A 24,603-nucleotide genomic window follows, 5' to 3' on the forward strand; every position below is an offset into this window, starting at 1 on the left:
ATAATTCGTTGCCTTACTATGCGCTGAGTTCTGTACCGACCTGCTGGTTAGGCTTTAGTCGGGCTGGTTTTCCAGCTTGCTTACATTAGCTTTCTTGGCGCACGGGACACCATACTAAATTATTTGAGGACCTAAGATTAAAAATAATAGATAATTTAGTATGGTGTCCCTGAATTACGTTCGAAATCTTCCTGTAAGGTCTTGACAATAGCCGGATTATAGTATATAATACAAAGTATTATGAAATATTGTCTAATACTTCTTGTAAGTGTCCTTGCGTTTACATTAACAGGTGTGTCGTTAAATTCCTTATCACCTAAAAAACCTGTTCCTGTACGACTCCACCCATTCGTGAAAAATGCGTTAAAAACGAAAGGATACCTCGCTAAGGATTCATTTTTTAAAGGGCTGAAGGAGACTATAGAAGATCGTGACAAGATTTCTCTCAGTGATGATGATGTGTTTAATATCATTATGATTATTAAAAAATTAAATAATACTGCAGGTGTCCATAGTTCTCAAATAAAAGATGTTGTTCTTGAACTGAATCAATATCTCGAAAAATTTGATTCGAATAAATCTATGGTAGGTAAGATACAGTTAGAAGAATTATTACTTCCTGTCATAGATGAAGCCGGAAAAAAACACTATGTGCCGATTGTATTTGTTTATTTAGGTAATAAAAGTGCGCTTGTATTTTACTTGATTCCTGATAAAGAAAGTGAAGCATTGGTTGAAACTGGAACAGCCGATATTGATTTAGATCGCGTCATTCCTGTGGATGATTTCGGGGTAAACAATATAAAAGTGGTGTTATTAACATCAAGAGATAGGCTCATTGCACAGGCTCTCAAGGAGGGAATCATTGAGCAAACAGTTAATAACCCTAGCCGAAAGCTCGTCACTTCACAAACTTTACAAAAGGCATATGACGTATTGTCTTCAAAAGAACCGTATTATTGGAAAAAGGAAATATTTAAACTACTCAATTTACCGATACCTAAATACCTTTCAGAAAAAGACGGCTGGAAAACATTCTTACACGATGTGTTAATAAAGAGTAATAGTCTCATTACGAATAAAAAATACACCCAGTTCGGTTTGGATGCAATGAAGATTAAAATATATACGGTTCGTGTTCCGTCTGAGCATGATGGTTTTGTGTATGAGGATGGGGCAACAAGATTAGTTTATCCACATCTGTCCCTGAAGAAAAGCAAACATGGGTATTCTCAAGGTGAGTTGGAATTGTATCTTCCGGAATTTATCGTGGATAAAAAAAAGGATAAGGGAATATTCTATCAATATAATATGGGCAATGTGCCAACCGAGGTATTGTTAGCGCAGATGATTGATAGAGCATTGGCTGTTGAGATATTTGGTCTTCCGGATTATTGGATGGCAGTTGAGACTATTCGCCTTAATTTTAACGACTTTGTTGCAATAAGTGAAGTAATGCTCTACAAAATATGTTGTGCTAAAGAAGTAAACGATAATAAATTTATCAAAAGATTTAATGATGAATATGCATCAGTAAAGACACCAAACGCTCGCATGAAATATATGATTGAACTTATGAACGATGAAGTTAATTTTTTATGGGATAAGAAGCTCATGTTTCCCACTACAAGTGTTTCAAAAAGATCCTGGGATAAAGTGTTGACCAAAAAAGAATGTATAGAGCTTAGCAGTATACCTTTAATGAAAGATATCAAAAAGTTAATGAGTACGCAGAACAAGGATGAAAATCAAATTACTGATACTGCTTCGCAAATTATGCTTGAGATATTCGATAGAATAGAAAATGAATTTATAGATAAAAAACTGTTAAGTGAGATTCGTATGTACGCACGAAAATCGTTTATTGCTGTAAAAAAGAAAAAATACAGTACTGCAGTATATTTCTGGGGTAAATTAAGAAACAGAGAGTCGTGGCTTAAGTCGGGAAATAATATGGAGGTGGAAATAAGAGATAAAGTTCGCAACAGTAAGAATTTCATGCTGTTAGACCTTCTCGGTAATTTTCTTGACTATCATTACGCGCAATACATCGAAATACATGGTGTTGCCTCATTAGAATCTATTGTAGGAAAAAATTACATGGTTGACGGTCAAATACGATTGATACGAAACGATAAAGAATTTAAGAAAGTATATAGTGATTTAAAGCCGTGGGAGATTATAGTGTTGCAATACATACCAGTGCTTTACGAAGAGATAGCGAATGTTGGGGGGATAATAACCGGTAATGTTGGTGCTATACAGTCTCATGAAGCAACGCTTGCACGTGAGATGGGGATTCCTGCCGCATCAATATACCATGCCCCGAAATTATTGGAACGACTAGACCGTAAGTGGGTAACATTTACCGTTTTTGGCGACACTGCTTCCATTGAACCATTTATAGACGAAAGAAGGATTGAAGCGGCGATGAATGTCCCGCCAAGCGATACTGAAAGAAAAATTGAAATACCGTGCGTTTATGTTAGTTCACTCGTTAACTATGTTAATGGCCTTGAGCAAATAGATTCTTTTGAAGAAGTAGGTAATAAGGCGTACAAACTGGCAGTCTTAAAAAGAAAACTGGATCTGCCAAAAGTGAGTGTTCCTGATGCAGATGCTGTCCTATTTTCAGCTTATCACAGATTTCTTAAGGAAAATCCTGAGCTCAAAAAATATATAGAGGATACTGTAGTAGGGATTGAAACAAAAAACGAAGATGAAATGATGCGGAAACTTCAGAAAATACGCCAAAAAATAATAGACACACCTTTGCCGGAGCAATTACGTGAGGAAATAACCAAAGGGTTGAAAGAAGGGGTGTTTAAGGATAAACAACCGGTTGCTGTCCGTTCGTCCACAAATGCTGAGGATTTACCGAATATGAGCGGTGCAGGATTGTATGAATCGTACCTAAATATTAAGACTCTTGACGAAATAATTGTGCATATAAAAAAGGTATGGGCGTCATTATGGAAACGGGAATCGTTTATGTGGAGAAAAGTTTTTGGCATTAATCATTTTGAGGTATATCCTGCTGTAATAATTCAAAAGATGGTTCCTGCGGATTTGTCGTTTGTTATATATACCGCAAATGTGCGGGGGAAAAAAGGGAAAAAGACTAATCAAGTGGTTATTGAGATGGTTGCCGGTATGGGTGAATCACTTGTTGGTGATGGGAGTCAGTACGTTGGGCATCCCGCACAATTCATATATGACAAAAAAAAGGATGCGTGTGTTTCAATAAAGCTTGGGGATCGAACAATAAAAGCGGTACCGGATAAAAAAGGAGGGCTTAAGACTGTTCACGACGATACATTAAATAAAGATCGGTTAGAAAAGCTTGTCGGTTCTTCTCTCAGTGAGTTTGTCAGTAGGATCGGGAGAATAGCTGTTGAAGATGAACTGATATTTGAAAAACCACAGGATATTGAGGCTGTCTATACTAATAAAGATGGTATTGATCAATTTGTCATAGTGCAATCTCGTGATATTGTCGGTTTTGATTATTATCCGGTACGTGACGATATTCTTATTAAAAAATACGGTGAAATGGTGGATAATATAGGGAAAGAAATGTTGCCCTACTTAGATAAAATGCATTCAACGGAAGAGTTTGCTGTGATCGAGGAAGTATTTCGTTATCCATTCCTTACGATGGAGGAAAGTGAATTTCGCTATCGCGTACCAATATTGAAGTATATATTTCGCTATAAAAATATTGGGCCAAAGATCTTATCGCGCTTGTTATGGTATCCCATGGGTGGTCATAAAGATTATTGTGGCTGGCTGAAAGAGTTTTCTCCTCGTATGCTAGCAAAACTATTTACGTTGATGGTTGTTGATCTAAATAACGAAGAAATTAAAAAGATATTTAAGCTTAATGCTTATATGATTACACGATCTATTGCTAATATGGGTGTAGAAAAGAGTAAAAAAATATTAAAGGACATTCGGGCAGAAAAGCTTGCAATGATTGTAAATGAAATAAATCATTACTATGAAAACTTTGATAGAATTGTAATAAAAGAGAACAAGGTACAAGAAGTAGAGATGAGGGACGTTATTATCGCTATGATCAATGTTATGGGACACAATCAAAAGGCGCGGTTTCTGTCGTCATTAGAACCAGGTTCTAAAAACTGGCTTTTTCAGGGAGATGAAAAGATACTGATAGAGGGTAGTTCTATAGAGCATCCTGAGTTATCAATACTGATTTTAAGTGATAACCCAGAAGAGTGCTGGAATATTCTTGATGTTATCGAGGAAAAGAATATACACATGTGTGTGCCCGTTGATAAAAGGATAGAAGAGAATATTAGCAGTACTTCGGTAAAGAGGGCTGTGAAACGCATAGACCCTTTTATTATAGTCCTTGACGTTAGTGGATGGAAAGCTGATGATCCAGGTTCAGGTAAACCGGTAATCGATTTTCTTTATTGGTTAAAGAGAGCTAAATTACGTTCTCAAGTAATTCTTATTGCTCGTAAGGGAATTCAAATACCTTCTTCTTTTTATGATGATTATGGAGTAACAGAAGTTATTGAAAAGGATGACATATTTTTAGAAAAAGTGCCTGCCGCAATTACGAGTATTATTAATGAAATCAAGCAATCGGAATTTTATGCAAAGGTCTATCCCCGTTCGTTGCAATTAGAAATAGATGATCATGATATGCGTAGAGAAAAGTTTGATGATCGATCATGATATTTCGCAAGTTTATTCTCAAAAGGGTAGTTAAAGACACATGAAATATCAACATAGCATATATGTTGCTTGAGCTGTGATGCTGTTTAAAAATGCCAGAGGTCGGAATCGAACCGACACGTCCTTGCGAACGGAGGATTTTGAGTCCTCTGCGTCTACCAATTTCACCACTCTGGCATATATCTACGTAATGAGTATATGAAATTATCAAAATGTATGGTCTATTGCAAGATAATTGTACTCTAATACCTGTGTAATAATAATTAATTATATTTTCTTCTAAAGTTTTTGAGTGATTGAGGAGGGGATAGTATCTGAGACATAATAATGCCTTGGGTAATAGGATCCTCGCCCTTTAGGATAGTGTCAAGAGTAGATTCAGCTTCCGGGGAAATAGAATCTATGTGTGATAGTGCGGGTGTAGGTTTCTCGTGAATATCTTTTTTTTGATATGTTTCGGTAATCTGTGAGGAATCAATCCATTCTGGTTGTGGTCGGGGAGTCGGAAAACCAAATCGTAACTCATTACGTTCTTTTTGAATCCTTTCGGTATTAATATCATCTACTTCAATGGGTTTAGGTGTAGCGGTGGATCGAACGTTAAGTTTACCCTGAGATTTAAGGTTTTTTATTGTTCTTATAATTGAAGTGACAAAGCTAAATATTGCAAATAATATAAATAAATAGATTAGTGGTTCAAAAGACATATATACCTATAAAAAAATAAAGTTATTATCTACGTATTAATTTTGATGAGGTTTGCCCTTATCTTTTTCTTTATCTTTGTTTGCTATTGTTTCTCTCATTGATGTGTCTGCCATAACGTTTTTTAAATTGTAATAGTCCATTATGCCAAGATTCCCTTCATGGAATGCGTGCGCGATTGATTTAGGGATTTCAGCTTCAGCTTCAATAACTTTTGCACGCATCTCCTGAACGCGAGCTTTCATCTCCTGCTCTGTCGCAACTGCCGCAGCTCTACGTGTTTCAGCGATTGCTTGTGCGACACGTTTATCCGCTTCAGCTTGATCTGTTTGTAATTTAGCTCCTATGTTAGCTCCAATATCAACATCAGCAATATCTATTGAAAGGATTTCAAATGCTGTTCCGGAATCGAGTCCTTTTTCAAGCACCATTTTAGAGATTTTATCAGGGTTCTCTAGAACCTCTTTGTGAGTGACTGCAGATCCGATAGTAGTAACGATCCCTTCCCCAACACGGGCAATGATAGTTTCTTCGGTTGCCCCGCCAACAAGCCGGTCAATATTTGTGCGTACTGTTACCCGTGCTTTTGCTCTCACCTGAATACCATTTTTAGCAATGCCGTCTATTGTATCCCTGCCTTTTGTAGGGTCAGGGCAGTCAATTACTTTGGGGTTCACGCTCATATGTACGGCAGACAAAACGTCTCGTCCAGCAAGATCAATTGCCGCTGCTTGTTTAAAAGCAAGTTTAATATTTGCTTTATCGGCTGAAATTAATGCACGTACTACATTTGTAACACTTCCTCCAGCAAGAAAATGTGCTTCAAGATCATTTGTTGTTATCTCTATACCTGCTTTTGTAGCCATGATTGATCCATCAATAATGATAGTAGGGGGTATGTTTCTCAATTTCATTCCGATAAGATTTGGGATGCTTACATGAGCACCGGATGCGAGTGCCCTAATCCAGAGTTTGATAAAATAAAAGAAAACAAATATAAAAATGATTGATACGGCAAGAATAAGTCCCATGAATACTTGCATGTAAAATCCTCCTTGTGTTAGATTTTCTTTACAATAACCTTGTTATTTTTAATCGAAATAACCATGATTTTTGATCCGCGTTCAATATATTCAGCGTCACTTACAACATCAATACGTTCACCTTGAATTTCAGCTATTCCTGATGGCCTTAAAAAACTAATGGCTAATCCCTCTTGATGTAAGAGAGGGGATAAATCTTTTTGTCGCGGGGAATAATTAGATTCTGATGTTTGCAAGGTAAGCGAACGGCCCAGTTTAGTTTTTGGGAACAATTTGCTCGCAATAAATATTGCAAGACTCGTAATAACGATCGTTCCTCCGAGATAATATGTTCCTACTTCTGTTCCAAGTGACATGTAACACATTATGATAGAGACTATTATACATATTGTTCCGATGATTCCACATATCATACCTGGTAAAAAAATCTCAGCGCACAAAAATATCAAACCAACAATTAGTAAAATAAGAATAATATTCATGTGTATAATTATACCTTTTTTACAATTATTTTGTTACCACTTATTTCAATAATCTTTATAGGTGATCCTTTATCGACATGATCGCCGTCAGTTATAACTTCATAGTTCTTATCATTAAATAGACCTTTGCCCGTCGGTCGTAATGTAGTGTGAGCTTTACCGATGTCTCCACAGCTCAGTGGAAGCGGCGGTTCAGACGAACGGTAACCAGAAATAGAATTTTCGCTGTTGGTTAAAATGATTCCATGCCCGAATACTGTTTTGGGTAAAATGTACCTAAAGATAATAATCGAGAGAAATATCCCGAAAAAAAGTGATGACCCGATGATAGTAACTGCCTGCCATATATGATCATGAGGAATAGGTAGATTTGGTATTGGTCGTTTTATCAGTGCGAGAAAAATGCCTGTTATAATGAGAGTGAATCCTCCTATACCAGCAATGCCAAAGCCAGGTATAATGAATATTTCAAGTATGATGAGGGTAAGCCCGATAGCAAACAAAATAATATCGATCCAGTTTGCCATTCCTACAAGGTAGTGCGCAAAAAAGAAACAGAGAATACATGCGATCCCAAAAATCCCAGGAATACCAAAACCAGGGGATTTGATTTCAACAATGATTCCCATTATTCCAAGAGTAAGAAGTATCGAACTCAGAATGGGGTGAGTGAGCATGCGTACAAGATTTTCCGCCCAGTTTGCTTTCATCGTTATGTGTGTATAGTTTTTCATCTCTAAACGTTTAAGAATGTCAGAAACCGAAGAACTTTTAAAACGTGCAAGTTTCCAAGTAACAGATTCGTTGGCAGTAAGCGTTAGTAATTTACCTTTATCTGAAAGACCTTCTATTACAATATCTTGATCAACAAATGCTTCTGCGATACGAGGTGGGTGTCCATTCATTTCCGCGGTTGATTTAAATTCTGTACGTAAAAAAGACACTACTTTTTCATCAACAGTACCTGGAGACTGGCTAAATCCCATCTTAATTGGTTTTGCAGCACCAATAGTTCCACCAGGCGCAATTATTATTGTTTTGGTGGCTAGTGCAATAAGTGCACCGGCAGATATTGCTCTCTTATTGATAAAGGCGATAGTCTTTAACTGCGAATCAATGATTGAATCACGTATTTTAATAGCCGCATCAACCCGACCGCCTAAAGTATCAATTTTTAAGATAATTGTTTCACAGTTGGCTTTTTTTGCTTCATGTATTGATCTATCAACAAAGCCCGCAAGACCGAGATCAATCGTTCCTTTTATTGGAATTTCATAGAGTGTTTTAGTATCGTCAGACTGAGATGTCTGACAAAGAGCTAGAATCATTAAAAAGGATAGTATAAATAAAGAATACTTTTTCATAAGTTTAATCCAGTATATCTTGGTTCTTTAATAAAGTAAATAGTGAGACTCGAAAATTACAAGCTGAAAGATTAGTAAGTTTCGTTAGTACCTTTAGGTTACATCCTTAATATTTAATCTTTTCTACAGGGCCTAATTGTTATAGTATATAAATAGTTTTTAACCATTATGAGGGTTTATTATGCTATCAATAGATGGAATTATTACAAAGCTTAGTCTGAAACCTCACCGTACAGAAGGTGGGTATTTCGCTGAAATATATCGATCAAGTGAATGTATTGGAGAGGGAGATCTGCCCCAGAGATATTCAGGAAAAAGAACATTTTCAACTGCGATATATTATCTCATAACAAAAGAATCATTTTCTAAGATGCATAGATTGCAATCGGATGAAGTCTTTCATTTCTATATGGGTGATCCGGTAGAGATGTTGCAGATAAAACCTGATGGGGTCGGAGAAATTGTGATTATTGGTAAGGACTTAATGAATAATGAAAAACCTCAAGTTGTTGTAGCGCGTAATATGTGGCAAGGTGCACGCCTTTGTGAAGGCGGAAAGTATGCGTTGTTAGGAACAACAGTTGCCCCTAGTTTTGAATTTATTGATTATGAAGATGGTGACAGAGATACTCTCATTAAGCTATGTCCTGCATATGAAGAAAATATTAAACGTCTTACGCCTTAGTACGAATAACGGAGAAATCGAATGGATGTCTATAATATCATAAGTTTTAGCGGGATATTTGTGCTTATTGGTTTCGCATGGCTTTTGTCAGCACACAAAAAAAATATGAATTGGCGTGTTGTATTTTGGGGGATAATTATTCAGCTTTGTTTTGCGGTATTTATCTTTATGGTCCCAGCCGGAACAAAGATGTTTTTCTTTTTAAATGAGATGGTAATAAAATTACTTAATTCCGCTTCGGCTGGTTCACGGTTTCTTTTTGGCCGTTTGGCTTTACCTCCTGGAACAACAGCTGAAACCGGAGAAACATCCCTTGGATTTTTTCTTGCCTTTCAGGCATTCCCAACAATTATCTTTTTTTCAGCGTTGATGTCAATATTGTACTTCTTTAACATTATGCCGCGGATAATAAGAGGTTTCTCATATATTTTTACGAAGCTTATGAAAGTATCAGGTGCTGAGTCGTTATGTGTTGCAAGTAATATTTTTGTTGGTATTGAGTCAGCGCTTACTGTGCGCCCATATCTTAATGAAATGACAAAATCTGAGCTGTGCACATTATTAACTGCAGGAATGACAACGGTTTCATCAAATGTTATGGCAGTGTATGTGTTTAGTTTACATGATTATTTTCCGTCTATTGCGGGACATCTCATATCCGCATCGCTCCTATCTGCTCCTGCAGCACTCATTATGTCTAAGGTTCTATTACCTGAAACGGGCACACCTGTGACTCTTGGTATGACTGTTGCTCCGCATTATGAGAAGGAGAGTAATGTTTTTGAAGCAATTATTAATGGTGCAGGAGCGGGAGTAAAGCTTATCGTTGGTATTGTTGCATTACTTTTAGCTATTTTGGGATTAGTTGCCATGCTTGATTTGATCCTTGGTTTTGTGGGGACACAAGTAAATGCTGTTTTTGGGACAGCAATAAAGTTAAGTTTAAAGAATATATTAGGGATGGTGTTTTATCCTTTTACCATTATATTAGGTGTTCCTGCACATGATGCGGGTATAATATCCAAGATAATCGGAGAGCGATCAATCCTGACAGAAGTTACTGCCTATCAGGATCTGGCCATGGCAATAAAAGGGAACTTATTGCAAAGTCCTCGTTCGGCGGTAATATGCACCTATGCATTGTGCGGTTTTGCGCATGTTGCCTCAATGGCGATATTTATAGGCGGTGTTGCGGCAATCGCTCCCAGTAAAACAAAAGAGTTGTCACAAGTCGGTTTTCGCGCGCTTGTCGCTGCAACCTTGGCATGTCTAATGACCGCATGTATAGCAGGTACATTTTTCACACAGGGGTCAATTCTTTTAGGAAAGTAAAAAAACTGCTATAAGCTGTAAGTTGTAAGCTTTAAGAAACGAGATACGATTCACGAGATACGAAAAAATGGAGGTGAGGGGACTTGAACCCCATCCCCGTCGGCTCGTAATCTCGCCTCTTCAAAGGGGGTTCCACCCCCTATGACGGTCGCTTTGCTCCCTGTTACCCCCTAAAGCATAAGGAGTGCTAACGCCCCCCTTATAATCCCCCCCGGTCAGGGGTATCAGATACATAAAACGTAGAGAGGGCTTGTTTGTTAAGAGGATTTAAGAAAATGGAGGTGAGGGGACTTGAACCCCTGACCCACAGACTGCCAGTCTGTTGCTCTCCCAACTGAGCTACACCCCCAATATCAGCTATAAAGCTGTAAGTTGTAAGCTTTAAGCAAAACAAAAAAAGATACAAACTACAAGTTACGATTTTTGAATAGTGTAAATATAACATATTATGATCGTGCGTCAAAATAAAAAGAATGGCTAAAAAATGATCGGAAATAAATATTGAAATCAAATTATTTGCAGGTATAATAATATTTCCGGTTAATAAATAACAGTGATGTAGATAAAAAGGAGGGGTACATGAGTAAAATGATTGAAGCAACCAATGAAATTTTTGAACAAGAAGTGATGAAAAATGAAGGAGTAGTGTTAGTTGACTTTTCAGCCGAGTGGTGCGGTCCATGTAAAAAACTTTTGCCGACTCTTGAAGAAATCTCAGATGAAATGGCAGACAAAATTAAAGTTGTGCATGTTGATGTTGATAAGTGCAGTGATGTTGCCGGTAAATTTGGCATTCTCAGTGTTCCAACTTTGATTATCTTTAAAAATGGTGAAAGAGTTGATGAAAGCATAGGTCTTGTAGCGAAAGAAAGCCTTATAGAAAAGATTGATGCTCAGCTGTAATAAGTAATAAATTGAAGGAAAATCATGACTACAAGTAATGATAAATATGATGTCGTTATAGTCGGCGGTGGCCCAGGCGGCCTTTCTGCCGGAATATATGGTGCCCGTGGAAGGTATAAAACACTTCTTCTCGAAAAAGATGTTCCGGGAGGGCAGCTTCTGCTTACCAATGAAGTCGAGAATTATCCTGGCTTTGAAGAGATGGTTGCGGGTCCAGACCTGATGAAAGCGATGGAAAATCAGGCAGTGAAACAAGGTCTTGAAATTAGACGTGAAGAAGTGAAAGAAATTGTGTTTAATGAAGGCGCCAACATTATAAAAACAAATAAAGCTGAGTACTGTTCAAAAACCGTTATTGTTGCGACTGGTTCTATTCCTCGTAAACTAGGTGTTCCCGGAGAAGATGCCCTGAGAGGTAAAGGTGTATCGTATTGTGCTACCTGTGACGGTGCTTTCTTTAGAAATAAAGTTCTTGCTGTAGTAGGAGGCGGAGATTCTGCTGTTGAAGAGGCCCTTTATTTAACTCGTTTTGCAAGTAAAGTATATATTATTCATAGAAGGGATGAATTGAGGGCGGCAAAGACCTCACAGCAAAGAGTATTTAAAAACGAAAAAATCGAAATGGTTTGGGATTCAGTTGTTGAAGAAATTGTTGGAGATAAGCTTGTTTCGAATGCAATTGTAAAAAATGTCAGATCAGGCCAAACAAATTCACTTGATATTAATGGTGTTTTTATTTATGTGGGTACTATTCCTGTAACAGATTTTCTGAAATCGTATGACATTTTCGATAAAGATGGACATATTGTAACCGATATATTTATGGAAACAAAATATAAAGGTGTGTTTGGTGTCGGTGATGTACGAGCAGATTCAGCGAGGCAGGTTGCTTCAGCTGTTGGGGATGGAGTCACGGCACTCCTAAAAGCAGCAAATAGATTGATTGAGTTATAATGAAAATTAAGAAACCGCTGGTATTGATTATACGTGATGGCTGGGGTGTTCGCGAAGCTTCTGAAGGAAATGCTACTCAAAGTGCCGATACACCTGTTCTAGACACATTACTTTCACAATATCCTTCCACAACATTAGATGCATCGGGTGGCCCCGTAGGCTTGCCTGATGGACAGATGGGCAACTCTGAAGTTGGCCATTTAAATATCGGTGCCGGAAGAAGAGTATATCAGGATTTTACCCGTGTTACCAAATCTATCCATGACGGTGATTTTTTTGACAATGAAGTTCTCATAAGTGCTTTTGGGCATGCAAAAAAGAACAATTCTTCGGTGCATCTTGCAGGCCTAATTTCTGATGGTGGTGTTCACAGTCACTTGGAGCATGTGTATGGGTTGCTCAGATTAGCTAACAAAATCGGAGTAAAAAATGTGTACGTACATGCTTTTCTCGACGGAAGAGATACGTCACCGACCGCCGGGATAAAATATATAGCCGAGCTTGAAAAGAAGATGGCGGAGTATACTGTTGGAAAAATTGCAACGATTACCGGGCGTTATTATGCTATGGATAGAGATAACCGTTGGGAACGTGTTGAAAGAGCTTACAGAGCGCTTGTATTTAGTGCGGGAGCGAAGAGTAATAGCGCAACGGAAGCTATTGCCGCCTCGTACGAAAAAGATGTCACTGACGAATTTGTAGAACCAATTATTCTGACCAATACCGAAGGGGCCCCTATTGCTTCCATCAACTCCGATGACTCAGTCATATTCTTTAATTTTAGGTCTGATAGAGCACGCGAAATTACAAGAACTTTCATCGATAGAGATTTTAATGAATTCCAGAGGAAAGAAAATCTTTTTCCTTATTATGTATGTTTAACAGAATATGATGCAGCGTTTAATGTGCCTGTAGCGTTTCCAACACTTTTTTTGAACAATATTTTTAGCGAAGTGATAAGTGCTGCCGGTTTAAAACAGCTTCGTATCGCTGAAACGGAAAAATATGCACATGTCACATTCTTTTTTAATGGCGGTATAGAAGAACCATTTCAGGGAGAAGATAGGTGTCTTATTCCATCTCCTAAAATTGCGACCTACGATTTAGAGCCTCAGATGAGCGCATATATAGTTACTGAAGAGCTTTTAAAGAGGATTGAATCACATACGTATGACGTTATCATTGTAAACTATGCAAATCCAGATATGGTTGGCCATACCGGGAAAATGGATGCAGTAACAAAAGCGCTTGAAGTTGTTGATGAATGTGTTGGAAGGGTAATTGAAGCTGTTAAAGCAAAGGGCGGAAGAGCTATTGTTACAGCTGATCATGGTAATTCTGATATGATGGTCGATCAAGTTACCGGGGAACCATTTACTGCACACACTACAAGTCCGGTGCATTTTATTCTCGTTGACGATGATATGAAAAGTGTCAAACTGCAACAAGGAAGTTTGGCTGATGTGGCTCCGACCATGCTTACACTACTCGATATTTCTATTCCGGAAGACATGACGGGTAAAAATTTGATTTCTTAATTGTTACCACTCTTTCCTATGATATAGCCATAAATTAGTAATAGAAAAAAATTGTAAAAGACGATATAATATTAGTTTAACTTTATTAGTAATCCAACTTTTGCGGATATGAAAAAACAAACATTTCTCGATAAATTTATAGAACGTTTCGACAAAATCGATAGAAACGAGCTTTTAACTGCGATGCGTGATCTTTCGCGGGAGAATACCTTTCTTGGTAACATTTTAAACAGTCTTAATGACGGCATTATAGTCCTGGATAAAGAGAGGTGTATACAATTCATTAATCCGACAGCAAGAGAGTTTGTTGGGGTAAATGAAAAAGATGCTACTGTTGGTAAGGTCATCGATAACTTTATCGTTGATGATGTTTTAAAGGAATTTATTATCCCTCAAGATGTATTGAGTTCACAAACTATTAATAGAGATCTTGAAATATCGTTTCCTCGTAAGCTTATATTGGGGATAAGCATTATCCCTCTTATGGATGAGAGTGAAGGCGTATCGGGAAGCGCAATCATAATACGGGATTTAACTGACAAGAGAAGGCTAGAAGGAAGGATGCTACAGTCTGAGAAATTGGGCGCTTTGTCAGTACTAGCGGCTGGACTTGCTCATGAAGTGGGGAATCCATTGAATTCATTGGATATCCATGTACAGCTTATCCAGCGTGAAGTAAGAAAATTAAGAATAGAAAGTAAAAAGAAGATAGTAGATTTAGTTAAGGTTGTTTCAGATGAAATACTCCGGCTCGATACTATTGTTCGTAATTATATTCATGCTATCCGACCATTAAAGCCGAATTATAAAGAAAACGATATTAATGAAATTATCTCTTCAACAGTTACGTTGCTTTCACCTGAGATGTTTCAATTGAATATAGTTGTAGAGCAGAATTTGTCCAAAAAGATACCCAAAACGATATCGGATAAAGGTCAGTTGAAACAGGCATTTGTAAATATTATAAAGAATGCCGTGCAAGCAATGCGTTCTGGCGGCATATTAAGAATATCTACCTATTTTGAGAGAGAAACTATTAGAATTACGGTTGAAGATAGGGGTTGCGGTATATCTCCAGAATATATATCACGTATTTTTGACCCGCATTTTACCACGAGAAGTGACGGTCTCGGATTAGGACTAATGATGACACACAGAATTATTAAAGAACATGGCGGGGATATAGAGGTAAAAAGTCAGATTGATTTTGGTACCGTAATTACGGTATTATTACCACTTAGAACAATTACGCCTAAAATGTTACCTGAAAAAGAATAGCGGTATAAGGAGAGTATCTCATAGTGAAGCCAAAGATATTGATCGTTGACGATGAATTAAATACACGTATTGGACTGCGTACAGCACTGGAAGGAAATGAGTATGAACTTTTTCTTGCTGATAAAGCTGATAATGCATTAAAGATTCTAGAGGAAAACGATATAGATGTAATGATAACTGATCTTTTCATGCCGGGGAAAAGTGGACTTGAGCTGTTAGAAGAAACAAAAAACATATCTCCGTCTACTCAGTGTATTATGATTACCGCATATGGATCGGTGGAAACCGCTGTTGATGCAATGAAATCAGGCGCATATGATTATCTTACCAAGCCGCTTAACATCGATAGAGTAGAGCTTTTGGTGAAAAGAGCATTATCTTCAAAACAGTTATCTGTAGAGAACATACAATTAAAAGAAATGCTGGACAAGAAATATGGATTACATGATATTATTGGTAGTTCAAAGGAAATGGCACAGGTCTTTGAATTAGTTAATCAGGTCGCAAATTCAAAAGCAACGGTATTAATTACGGGTGAAAGCGGGACAGGAAAAGAACTTATTGCAAAAGCCATTCATATGGCTAGCGATATACATAAAAAACCTTTTATCGCGGTACATTGTGCGGCTCTTGCAGAAGGGATACTTGAAAGTGAGCTTTTCGGACATGAAAAAGGATCTTTCACGGGTGCTATTGATCGTAAGATGGGACGGTTTGAACTCGCTGACGGAGGAACGTTGTTTCTTGATGAAGTAAGTGAAATGCGTCCTTCTACACAGGTAAAGCTATTGCGTGTTATACAGGAAAAAGAGATCGACCGAGTCGGTGGAACAAAAACAATAAAGGTTAATGTAAGAATCATTGCTGCAACAAATAAAGATTTGTTTACGCAGGTTAAAGAGGGAAAGTTTCGTGAAGATCTGTTCTATCGATTAAATGTTGTTCATATCAATATTCCGCCACTCAGGAAAAGAAAAGATGATATCCCTCTTTTAGTTGACCATTTCATAAAACAAAGCAGTCTTGAGAATAAAAAAGTGATTGAAGGTGTTAGTTCAGAAGTAATGAAACTTTTTGTGAAATATTCTTGGCCGGGAAATGTTAGAGAAATACAGAATTGTATTGAGACAATGGTTGTTTTATCCAGAAGTAATGTCCTTGAAGTTAAAGATATTCCGATTAATGTTGTAAATGCGATGGAGCAGGTATCAGTTACGCAATCAAGCGTTCCAATAAATCTTAATGAAGCAGAAAAAGAGCTTATCAAAAAAGCGCTTGTTCAATCACAGGGGAACAAGACTAAAGCTGCTGGACTTTTAGGTTTAAGTCGTAGAACCCTTCACCGAAAAATCAATGAGTTCGATTTAAAATAGAATTTGCGAACTCATATCATATCTATATTTTTCATGTATCATTTTAAGAGATTGTGTCAATCGAACAGTATGAGTTATTATGGCACTCTTTTTCATGGTAATCTTACTAAAAAAGTACAACTATAAGCTTTAAGCTGTAAGTTATAAGATAAATGACATATGCTTTAAGAAAGATAGCTGTAATTTTACCGCTTATAGCTTAAAGCTTACAGCATATAGCTTATATGGAAAGGTGGTGATTAATATGCAATTAGATAAATGTACAATTAAATTACAAGAGGCAATTGTAGCGGCACAAAATTGTGCTCAAAAATATAACAATCAAAATATTGAGCCGGAACATATTCTTTTATCTCTTATAGAACAGTCTGATGGTATTGCAAGACCGATCTTTGACGCTTTCGGTATTAATCCACAGGTGATTATAGGTAAGGCAGAAGCTGAAATTGAGCGTATACCAAAAGTATATGGGGTAAACACCGGACAGATATATTTTTCCAAAAAAACAGCTACTCTTTTTCAAAAAGCAGAAAAGGAAGCAGAGACATTAAAGGATGAATATATCAGTGTTGAGCATGTTTTGTTGGCTTTAACTGAATTAAATAGTGTTCCGTCAGGAGAAATTTTAAAAAGTCTTGGAGTAACACATGATTCATTATTGAAAGTACTTGAGAAAATACGTGGAGCTCAACGTGTGACAGATCAAAATCCTGAGGATAAATATCAAGCATTAACGAAATATGGTCGTGATCTTACCGATCTGGCTCGTAAGGAAAAGCTTGATCCAGTTATAGGAAGAGATCGTGAAATCAGACGTGTAATACAGGTCTTATCTCGAAGAACAAAAAATAATCCTGTTTTAATTGGTGATCCCGGAGTAGGAAAAACAGCGATTGTTGAAGGTATTGCGCAAAGAATCATCTCAGGAGATGTACCTGACAGTTTGAAAAACAAAAGGCTTATAGCCCTTGATATGGGATCTCTTCTCGCTGGCGCTAAATTTAGAGGTGAATTTGAAGATAGATTAAAAGCAGTATTAAAAGAAATTGAAAAAGCTGCAGGGACTGTCATACTTTTTATTGATGAACTGCATACCATAGTAGGCGCGGGGGCGGCGGAAGGTGCCGTTGACGCAGCGAATATTTTAAAGCCGCAGCTTGCTCGTGGTGAGTTGCGATGCATCGGAGCAACGACACTTGATGAATATCGCAAGTATATTGAAAAAGATGCGGCTCTGGAAAGACGGTTTCAGCAAGTGTTTATTGGTGAGCCGACACTTGAGGATACGATAGCAATTTTGCGCGGCCTGAAAGAAAAATATGAAGTGCACCACGGAGTGAAAATTACTGATTCTGCAATTGTTTCTGCGGCGACACTTTCGTCGCGTTATATAACGGAGCGTTTTTTGCCTGATAAGGCAATAGATCTGATAGATGAAGCAGCATCACGATTGAGAATTGAGATTGATAGTATGCCCGTTGAACTTGATGAAGTATGCAGGCGAATAATGCAGCTTGAGATTGAACGTGAAGCACTCAAAAAAGAAAAAGATGATGCGAGTAAAGAAAGAGTCAAATCTGTAACAAAAATGATTGCTGATTTAAAGGATAAAGAAAAATCAATGCGTGCGCATTGGGAAAACGAGAAAACGGTTATTGGCGATATTAGAAATATTAAAGAAGATATTGAAAAAGGTAAAGCTGATGAAGTAAAAGCAGAGCGTGAAGGTGACCTTGCGCGTGTTGCAGAATTACGGTATGGAACAATCGTTGAGCTACAAAATAAATTGTCTGATACTGAAAAGAAATTAAAAAGACTGCAAAAAGATACAAAAATGCTAAAGGAAGAAGTTGATGCAGATGATATAGCAGAGATTATTTCGAGTTGGACAGGGATTCCCGTATCAAATTTGCTTGAAAGCGAAAGAGAAAAGCTTGTACATATGGAAGAACGTATTGAAAAGCGTGTTATCGGACAGGATGAAGCGGTAAACATTATTTCTAATACAATACGTCGTTCACGTGCAGGGCTGCAAGATGTCAAACGACCTCTGGGCTCATTTATTTTTCTTGGGCCAACAGGTGTTGGTAAAACCGAACTTGCTAAATCTTTAGCAGAATTTTTGTTTGACGATGAAAATGCGCTTGTACGAATTGATATGTCAGAATACATGGAAAGACATTCCGTATCACGCCTCATTGGGGCGCCTCCAGGATATGTAGGGTATGATGAGGGCGGGCAACTGACAGAAAAGGTGCGCAGGAGGCCTTATGCGGTGATTCTTTTCGATGAAATAGAAAAAGCGCATCAAGACGTCTTTAATGTGATGCTTCAAATTCTCGATGAAGGAAGACTTACAGATGGACAAGGCAGAACAGTTGATTTTAGAAATTCTGTACTGATCATGACCTCAAATATAGGGAGTGAGTACATAATAGAATATAGTGAAAAGGAATATGAATCGATGCATGAAAAGGTGATGGAATCTATGAAGTTACATTTTCGTCCGGAATTCTTGAATCGTATAGATGAAATGATCATATTTCATAAATTAAGCAGGAAAACCATAAGGAAAATTGTTGAAAAAGAGCTACGTATTTTTAGTGATCGATTGAAAGAGCAGAATATTTCTCTCAAAATTGATGAAAATGCGGAGAATTATCTCGCTCTACATGGCTATGATCCACATTATGGCGCTCGACCACTCAAAAGACTCATTCAAAGATCTATCGTTGATCCATTAGCGATGGGGATACTTGACGGCCATTATATTAAAGGGGATACCGTCTCGGTAAATATATCTCCAAAATCTGATGAGATTCAGATAAAGAAGGGGTAAAATAGCCTCTATAATAACCGATTAAACACGCGGCAAATACGCAGGAAAACGAAACGGGTACGAACAGAAGGAGATAAAGGGAGTCTATACAGATCATTTTCCTATCTCCTTAATACATAGTATATTACATCATTACTTGTTATACAACAACTATTTAGGACTGTCTGGTTGTTCCCCGATGTTTCCCGTTGTTTTGGTGTTGCGTGGGCACACTTTGGGCACACAAAAGGCCTCGATATTTCTACCAAGGCCCTTTATATATCTTTTTATCTTCTGCTTACAGCTTACGCCTTACGGCTTATAGCTCTTCTTCTCATCCACCCGACAATCAATCCAAAAAGCCCTATCCCAAATAGGGCGTATGTTGACGGTTCAGGAACACCTGTGATATTAATATCATCTATCTGGGTCACTCCACCATTAGTATTTATAGCAAAACCAAGGTCTATAAAATTATTAACATCGTTAGCAAATTGGCATGCTACTACGCCTGTGCCTGCATTTGCACCATATGTATCACCATTAAAATCAACATTAGTTATAGTAATAGTATAAGCTGTACTAACACTTACAGTTCTTATTTGATTATTACTGACAAAATCACGTATTTCCAGGGTTCCACCATCATCATAAAAACCAAGTCTTATAGCTTTACCATCACCATCAGACCAAATCGTAAATTCACCGGCAGCTGCATCAGTAGATGGTGCAGTCTCAAGCCTAAGAACAAAAGTAAAAGTTGTAATGTCATTCAGCGCTTGGCTGAATTTCCTATAAATAACACTATCATCACCACTAGCAAACTGTCCGTATTGCTGACCTGTTTCATCCACGCAATCCCAAGAGGCATTCCCGCCCATTCCATTTTGCCAAGCACCATTCCAATTCGAACCTCCGCCGCTTTGAACAATTAAATCACCTGTGTCATAATCCTCAAAATCATCTGTAATAGTCACTCCATAAACAACCGAACTAACGCTAAAAGCAATAAATACGCATAGCACAAAAATGATCTTTTTCATTTAATCTCCTTTTAATTATTAAAGGATTTTAATTTTATGAAACCAGATTACTGCAGATACCTATTTTTGTCAATAAAAACTGGGTGAACAAGTAATTGCAGATATAACACATGAAAATTAATGCAAAAAGGGCCTATTTTGGGCACACATTCATTTTGATAATTTATGTGCAGTTGTAACTTATTGCAATAGAATGGCTTATTAGTAGAGAAAAAACGTGGCAGAGAGAGGGGGGAGGGTAATACACCAGTCGCAAGGCAGAGCCTCACATAATGCCAATCCGGAAGAGGTCAAGAAAAAGGTGAGGAAGATATATCGAGAGAAGTACTGGGATTTATAGATGATGCAACCGGCAGAGTATATGGCAAGTTTTATGAGTATGAAGGGACGATCCCGGCAATGGATCTTGATAGGTATTTATGCATCAAAACACAGCGTACAATTCGTAATGACTATTTATAACAGTAAGCTATATCAGATAACAAGTGTGACAAAAGCTAAGAAAATAACGGTAGAAGAGGTATATTCCACCAATGAGTCACCCATATAAAAAGAGAATGCATGATAAAAGGTACCAAAGAAAAGGGAAAGGACAGTTGCAGCTAGTTAATTAAAAACCGGACATTTTAACTTTGGGTTGACACAACTTTTCACCGACCCTTGACAAAACAACTTTTATAGTGTATATTACAGTAAATACGTGAGTTACACGGAAATGCAACAAGATATGCCTTTTTAAATTCTTGTTTTGAAGGGTGGGTATAATTGTGAACAATTACACGAAGAAAAAACGTCATAATTTTTTGGGTAAGGTTGTTATATGTCTGGTAGCAGCCTCTTTCCTTTGCCAAAACATTGTTTTTGCAACACCCAATCAATTAATTAATTCTACCAGAAATGAGATTACTAAAAGAACACTTCAACCACCATCTAAGATTGATGAAAAAGAAGAGCAGGAATTATTTCTAAATTTAGCAAAAATGACCGAGCTATTAAAAACTATATCTCATCTTCTTCTCTCGGCCTATACTAAAGCCATAGAGACAGATGAAATTAGTGATGAGGATCTTGATAAAGTTGATAAAGCAGTTGCCGACAGCGAATTTGAGATAAAAGTACTCCTTAATAGATCAGTTGCTTTAGAAGATTTTAATACTCGAGAAAAATCAGATTTCATAGCAGTTCCATTAAAAATTAAAGGTAAACATTATGTACTTATTATTAGATTGGACATTTCTAATATTACTGAAAATTGGGAAAAGTTTGAAAAAGAAACTAAAGTAGCTCTTAAAGAAGTAATAGAGCTTGCTATTGATGAAAGAAAATACCTGGTTAGTCTACATAGCGTAGATGAGGGGGAAGATTTATTAGCCCTAGGTAACTTATGGAGGAAAAGCGTAAATGCTGATCCGGTGACAGCTAAGATTTTAGAAGAAGCGAAGAGGGAGTTGGTAAAATCTGGAAAAGGGTGCATTATTAAACGAGATGGATTTAAATCCATCTCAATATTTCTGGTAATGTTGCTGGCTCTTGGGGGGATTGTTTCGTCTGTTGTGGCAATGCCTGACAGTATAGATATTGGTCCGCCTATAGATGCAGAGGTGGCTTCTATCGGAGTCTTGGCGGATGTGCAACAAAGTAAAACACCTGTTATGGTGGAAAATATCTTATTAAATATAGCTATGGAAGGTCCTATTCAAGCCCTAAATAATAAAAATGAGTACGTTCATCATATCACTGTAGCAGGCATAGTTAAAATTGGGACATCTGCAACCGAGCCAATGATTGATGTTTTGAGTAATAGCAATGGAACTAGAAGTCCATTTCAACGCGAATCTGCAGCAGAAATATTAGGTAAGCTCAAAGATAGAAGAGCCGTTAAACCCCTTATTGATATTGCAAAAGATCCTGCTGAAGACGAGTATTTTCGCATAACTGTAGTAGAAGCATTGGGTGAGCTCGGAGATCAAAGAGCAATAAAATCTCTCAGTGATATCGTGAATTCTGACGAAAACCTAAATATGCGCGAATTTGCTATAGAAGCATTAGGTAAAATAGGAGATAAAAGTGTAGTTAAGCTTTTATTTGACGCCTTGGAGAAGGATGAACAAAAAGACACTCTCGAAGCTACAGCAGCCGCACTTGGTGAACTCAAAGCTCAAAATGCTGCAAAGCCTCTTCTCAAATACTTATATGACGAAGATGGCGCTGTCTGGGGCGTTATAGTGAGAGCGTTGGGAGATATAGGAAACAGAAATGAAGAAATTATAGCCGCTATTACCAAAGTCCTGAAAAATGATGAAGAGGAGGAATATGTTCTCAATGATGCGGCAATGGCATTAGTCAAACTAGGAGTAAAAACTGAAAAGGCTAAAACTCTCATCCTGAGAATTGCAAGCAATGTAGAAGAAGAATATGATGATGATATCCGCATCACTTCAATAGCATTATTAGGTAAAATAGTAGACGCAGATGTAACTAAGTCCCTTACTGATATCTTAAATAATCCTAATGAATCCCAAGCTGTCCGCGAGGCTGCTCAGAAGACATTGGGTAATGACATGGAAACACTTGAAAGGGCAATTAGCGCGCGCGGTCTCACTAGTAGAAACCTGGTACTTGCAGGTATGGAAGAGGCAGAACCGAAAGAGGATATTATAGCTAAAATGGAATCTGGATATTTACAAAAAGATTGTGGGGCTAAAGAAATTAAAGGATTTAGACTTCAAAGCAAAAAAGGTCATATAATAGCCGATAGCTCAGTAATAGTAGATCCTAAATTAGTATTAGGAATAGAGCATGTTGATAAATCGGTTAGAGATTTGCTTACCCCGAAGGTGATAAAAGAATTTATTAATGTTAACAAACTTCCCGATGGTATGACTGTAGGTAAGATTATAAGCGAGATAAAAGCTATATTAGCCGGTGCGAATGTAAAGACGGATGAGGGAGATAGGCCGCTTGCAATACGGTATTTAAAAGGTTATACGGTAGGGAAAAAGGTCATTTCTCATGCGGGAGTTAAGTATGGATGTGTATACCTTCCTAGTGATATGGTAAGGAACTCAAATCCAAAAATAGTGGCAAGAATAGAACTGCATGAATTACTGCATCATATTCTTGATGATCCAAATCACGTGATAATAAAAGGGGAGATGAAGAGTGAACGCGACGCGGTTTTATCAGATATTGTTACGTTAAGTAAAGAGGCCCAAGAGATAAGAGAAGAAATAGCGAATATAAAAGCGTTGAGAGATTTTGAAGCAAAGGAAAAGGGTTTCGTAACAATTAATAAGACAATTACGGATATGAGAGAAGCGACAAAGGCCCAGAATCCATCAATGATATGCGTGACAGTAGATCCGGATAATATGATAGGTTGTGAAGATGAGATAAAGGCAATTAGTGCAAAGAAAAGGAATGCAAAGGTTATGCTGGTGGGTAAGAAAGGCTATGTGTGGACAGAAGATCAGCGCAATAAGCTCATGGGAAAATTCACTGATATACTAGTAGGATATATTACAGAGGAAGAATTAACAGAGATGAAGAAGATGCCTGAAATAGGGACATATGGAAAGGCATTGGTAGCATACGCAAATAAAAAGGTTTATAATGGGAATCCTGTATTTAAAGAGGTAGATTTAGCGTTTATAGATTCTGTATATGAGCAGAATCAATTAAAAGAAGTAATAGCGGGCATAAAAAATGTCATACCTGTAATAAAGGCAAAGATAAAGACCATAAAAGGGAAAGAAGATGTAGAAGGTAATCAGGCATATAGAGATATAGGCACGTTAATAGATGTGGCGGAACTAGCGATAATGGCGCACAGGATAGCGGTAGAAAATGGATTAGACTTTAGCTCGATAACATTTGAGCAGTTAGCCAAAGGGCTAGGCGGTGATCTAGCAACTGAATTTCTTTCTGCCTTAGAAACATTGGGCATAAAGCCAACGGATAATGTTGCTGTAGGATTGATTTCTGTTCCGCCGATAGAGACAATGCCGAAGGGATTGCAACAAAATGTTAATTCTTTGAGGGTGATGTTAATAGCTGCATAATTCGTTTCAAGAATGATGACATTATCCTAGAACACCCAATAATTAATTTAATAAAAATGACTGCTCTATTTCGGCGCAGTCATTTTTATTGGTAGGGAAGACATGAAAAACTTAAAATTCAAAAGTAAAAAGTAAAAAATTGAGAAACCGGTAAAATGAATGATTTTTTCATGTCTGATTTAGCAAAAATGTGTCTCTGCGAAAAATCCAAAAAGCGATTTATTATCGTATCTCGTATACTTATAGAATAAAAAAATATAATTTTAAGATTTATGTGAATAACAAATCATATATTAACAATGAATTCATAAATCCAT

16 protein-coding genes and 2 tRNA genes are annotated in these 24,603 nt (G+C 37.4%); 11 read left to right on the plus strand and 7 right to left on the minus strand.

The window, feature by feature from the left end; genetic code table 11:
- The first annotated feature begins 240 nt into the window (after window positions 1-240).
- Entirely contained in the window at window positions 241-4,707 is a 4,467-nt protein-coding gene (locus P9M13_10890) for a PEP/pyruvate-binding domain-containing protein (protein ID MDP8263791.1), read from the plus strand.
- Window positions 4,708-4,800: 93 nt separating this feature from the next.
- On the opposite strand, the gene P9M13_10895 is transcribed toward P9M13_10890, so the two are convergent.
- The 5 genes from P9M13_10895 to P9M13_10915 form a co-directional block, all read right to left on the minus strand.
- Window positions 4,801-4,884, minus strand: a tRNA-Leu gene (locus P9M13_10895).
- An 86-nt stretch (window positions 4,885-4,970) separates the two neighbouring features.
- The gene (locus tag P9M13_10900) at window positions 4,971-5,414 is read right to left on the minus strand and encodes a hypothetical protein (GenBank protein MDP8263792.1); all 444 of its coding nucleotides are present in this window, start codon (window positions 5,412-5,414) and stop codon (window positions 4,971-4,973) included.
- 36 nt (window positions 5,415-5,450) lie between these two features.
- Window positions 5,451-6,455, minus strand: coding sequence for a flotillin-like protein FloA (gene floA, locus P9M13_10905; GenBank protein MDP8263793.1), 1,005 nt, complete (start codon window positions 6,453-6,455; stop codon window positions 5,451-5,453).
- Window positions 6,456-6,472: 17 nt separating this feature from the next.
- The gene (locus tag P9M13_10910) at window positions 6,473-6,937 is read right to left on the minus strand and encodes an NfeD family protein (protein ID MDP8263794.1); all 465 of its coding nucleotides are present in this window, start codon (window positions 6,935-6,937) and stop codon (window positions 6,473-6,475) included.
- Window positions 6,938-6,945: 8 nt separating this feature from the next.
- Window positions 6,946-8,301 carry an NfeD family protein gene (locus P9M13_10915; protein MDP8263795.1) on the minus strand — a complete coding sequence of 452 codons (1,356 nt, stop codon included), beginning with the start codon at window positions 8,299-8,301 and terminating at the stop codon, window positions 6,946-6,948.
- A gap of 181 nt (window positions 8,302-8,482) precedes the next feature.
- Between P9M13_10915 and P9M13_10920 the strand changes: the two genes are divergently transcribed.
- Both P9M13_10920 and P9M13_10925 read left to right on the plus strand, forming a co-directional pair.
- Complete coding sequence (locus P9M13_10920) at window positions 8,483-8,986, plus strand: cupin domain-containing protein (GenBank protein ID MDP8263796.1); 504 nt, start codon at window positions 8,483-8,485, stop codon at window positions 8,984-8,986.
- A gap of 21 nt (window positions 8,987-9,007) precedes the next feature.
- Window positions 9,008-10,318 (plus strand): nucleoside transporter C-terminal domain-containing protein, encoded by a 1,311-nt coding sequence (locus P9M13_10925; protein ID MDP8263797.1) that lies wholly within the window; start codon window positions 9,008-9,010, stop codon window positions 10,316-10,318.
- A 276-nt stretch (window positions 10,319-10,594) separates the two neighbouring features.
- Here the strand turns inward: P9M13_10925 and P9M13_10930 are convergent.
- Window positions 10,595-10,667 (minus strand) — tRNA-Ala (locus P9M13_10930).
- Between the two features lie 230 nt (window positions 10,668-10,897).
- Between P9M13_10930 and trxA the strand changes: the two genes are divergently transcribed.
- The 6 genes from trxA (at window position 10,898) to clpB (ending at window position 19,203) form a co-directional block, all read left to right on the plus strand.
- Window positions 10,898-11,221 carry a thioredoxin gene (gene trxA / locus P9M13_10935; protein ID MDP8263798.1) on the plus strand — a complete coding sequence of 108 codons (324 nt, stop codon included), beginning with the start codon at window positions 10,898-10,900 and terminating at the stop codon, window positions 11,219-11,221.
- Between the two features lie 24 nt (window positions 11,222-11,245).
- On the plus strand, window positions 11,246-12,175 hold the full coding sequence (trxB, locus tag P9M13_10940; GenBank protein MDP8263799.1) for a thioredoxin-disulfide reductase: 930 nt from the start codon (window positions 11,246-11,248) through the stop codon (window positions 12,173-12,175).
- Window positions 12,175-13,713 carry a 2,3-bisphosphoglycerate-independent phosphoglycerate mutase gene (gpmI, locus tag P9M13_10945; protein ID MDP8263800.1) on the plus strand — a complete coding sequence of 513 codons (1,539 nt, stop codon included), beginning with the start codon at window positions 12,175-12,177 and terminating at the stop codon, window positions 13,711-13,713. The genes trxB and gpmI overlap by 1 nt, the downstream gene beginning before the upstream one ends.
- A 108-nt stretch (window positions 13,714-13,821) precedes the next feature.
- Window positions 13,822-14,991 (plus strand): ATP-binding protein, encoded by a 1,170-nt coding sequence (locus P9M13_10950; GenBank protein ID MDP8263801.1) that lies wholly within the window; start codon window positions 13,822-13,824, stop codon window positions 14,989-14,991.
- 23 nt (window positions 14,992-15,014) lie between these two features.
- Window positions 15,015-16,364, plus strand: coding sequence for a sigma-54 dependent transcriptional regulator (locus P9M13_10955; GenBank protein MDP8263802.1), 1,350 nt, complete (start codon window positions 15,015-15,017; stop codon window positions 16,362-16,364).
- Between the two features lie 244 nt (window positions 16,365-16,608).
- Window positions 16,609-19,203 carry an ATP-dependent chaperone ClpB gene (gene clpB, locus P9M13_10960; protein ID MDP8263803.1) on the plus strand — a complete coding sequence of 865 codons (2,595 nt, stop codon included), beginning with the start codon at window positions 16,609-16,611 and terminating at the stop codon, window positions 19,201-19,203.
- 284 nt (window positions 19,204-19,487) lie between these two features.
- Here clpB and P9M13_10965 read toward each other — a convergent pair whose 3' ends face one another.
- A complete protein-coding gene (locus P9M13_10965) occupies window positions 19,488-20,225 on the minus strand; it encodes a PEP-CTERM sorting domain-containing protein (protein MDP8263804.1) in 738 nt (245 codons plus the stop codon).
- Between the two features lie 340 nt (window positions 20,226-20,565).
- Between P9M13_10965 and P9M13_10970 the strand changes: the two genes are divergently transcribed.
- Together P9M13_10970 and P9M13_10975 are read left to right on the plus strand one after the other, a co-directional pair.
- Window positions 20,566-20,775 (plus strand): hypothetical protein, encoded by a 210-nt coding sequence (locus P9M13_10970; protein MDP8263805.1) that lies wholly within the window; start codon window positions 20,566-20,568, stop codon window positions 20,773-20,775.
- A gap of 217 nt (window positions 20,776-20,992) precedes the next feature.
- Complete coding sequence (locus P9M13_10975) at window positions 20,993-24,286, plus strand: HEAT repeat domain-containing protein (protein ID MDP8263806.1); 3,294 nt, start codon at window positions 20,993-20,995, stop codon at window positions 24,284-24,286.
- Window positions 24,287-24,603: the final 317 nt, after the last annotated feature.

The sequence above is a fragment of the Candidatus Ancaeobacter aquaticus genome (assembly GCA_030765405.1).
In the GTDB taxonomy this organism is placed as follows: Bacteria; Auribacterota; Ancaeobacteria; order Ancaeobacterales; family Ancaeobacteraceae; genus Ancaeobacter; species Ancaeobacter aquaticus.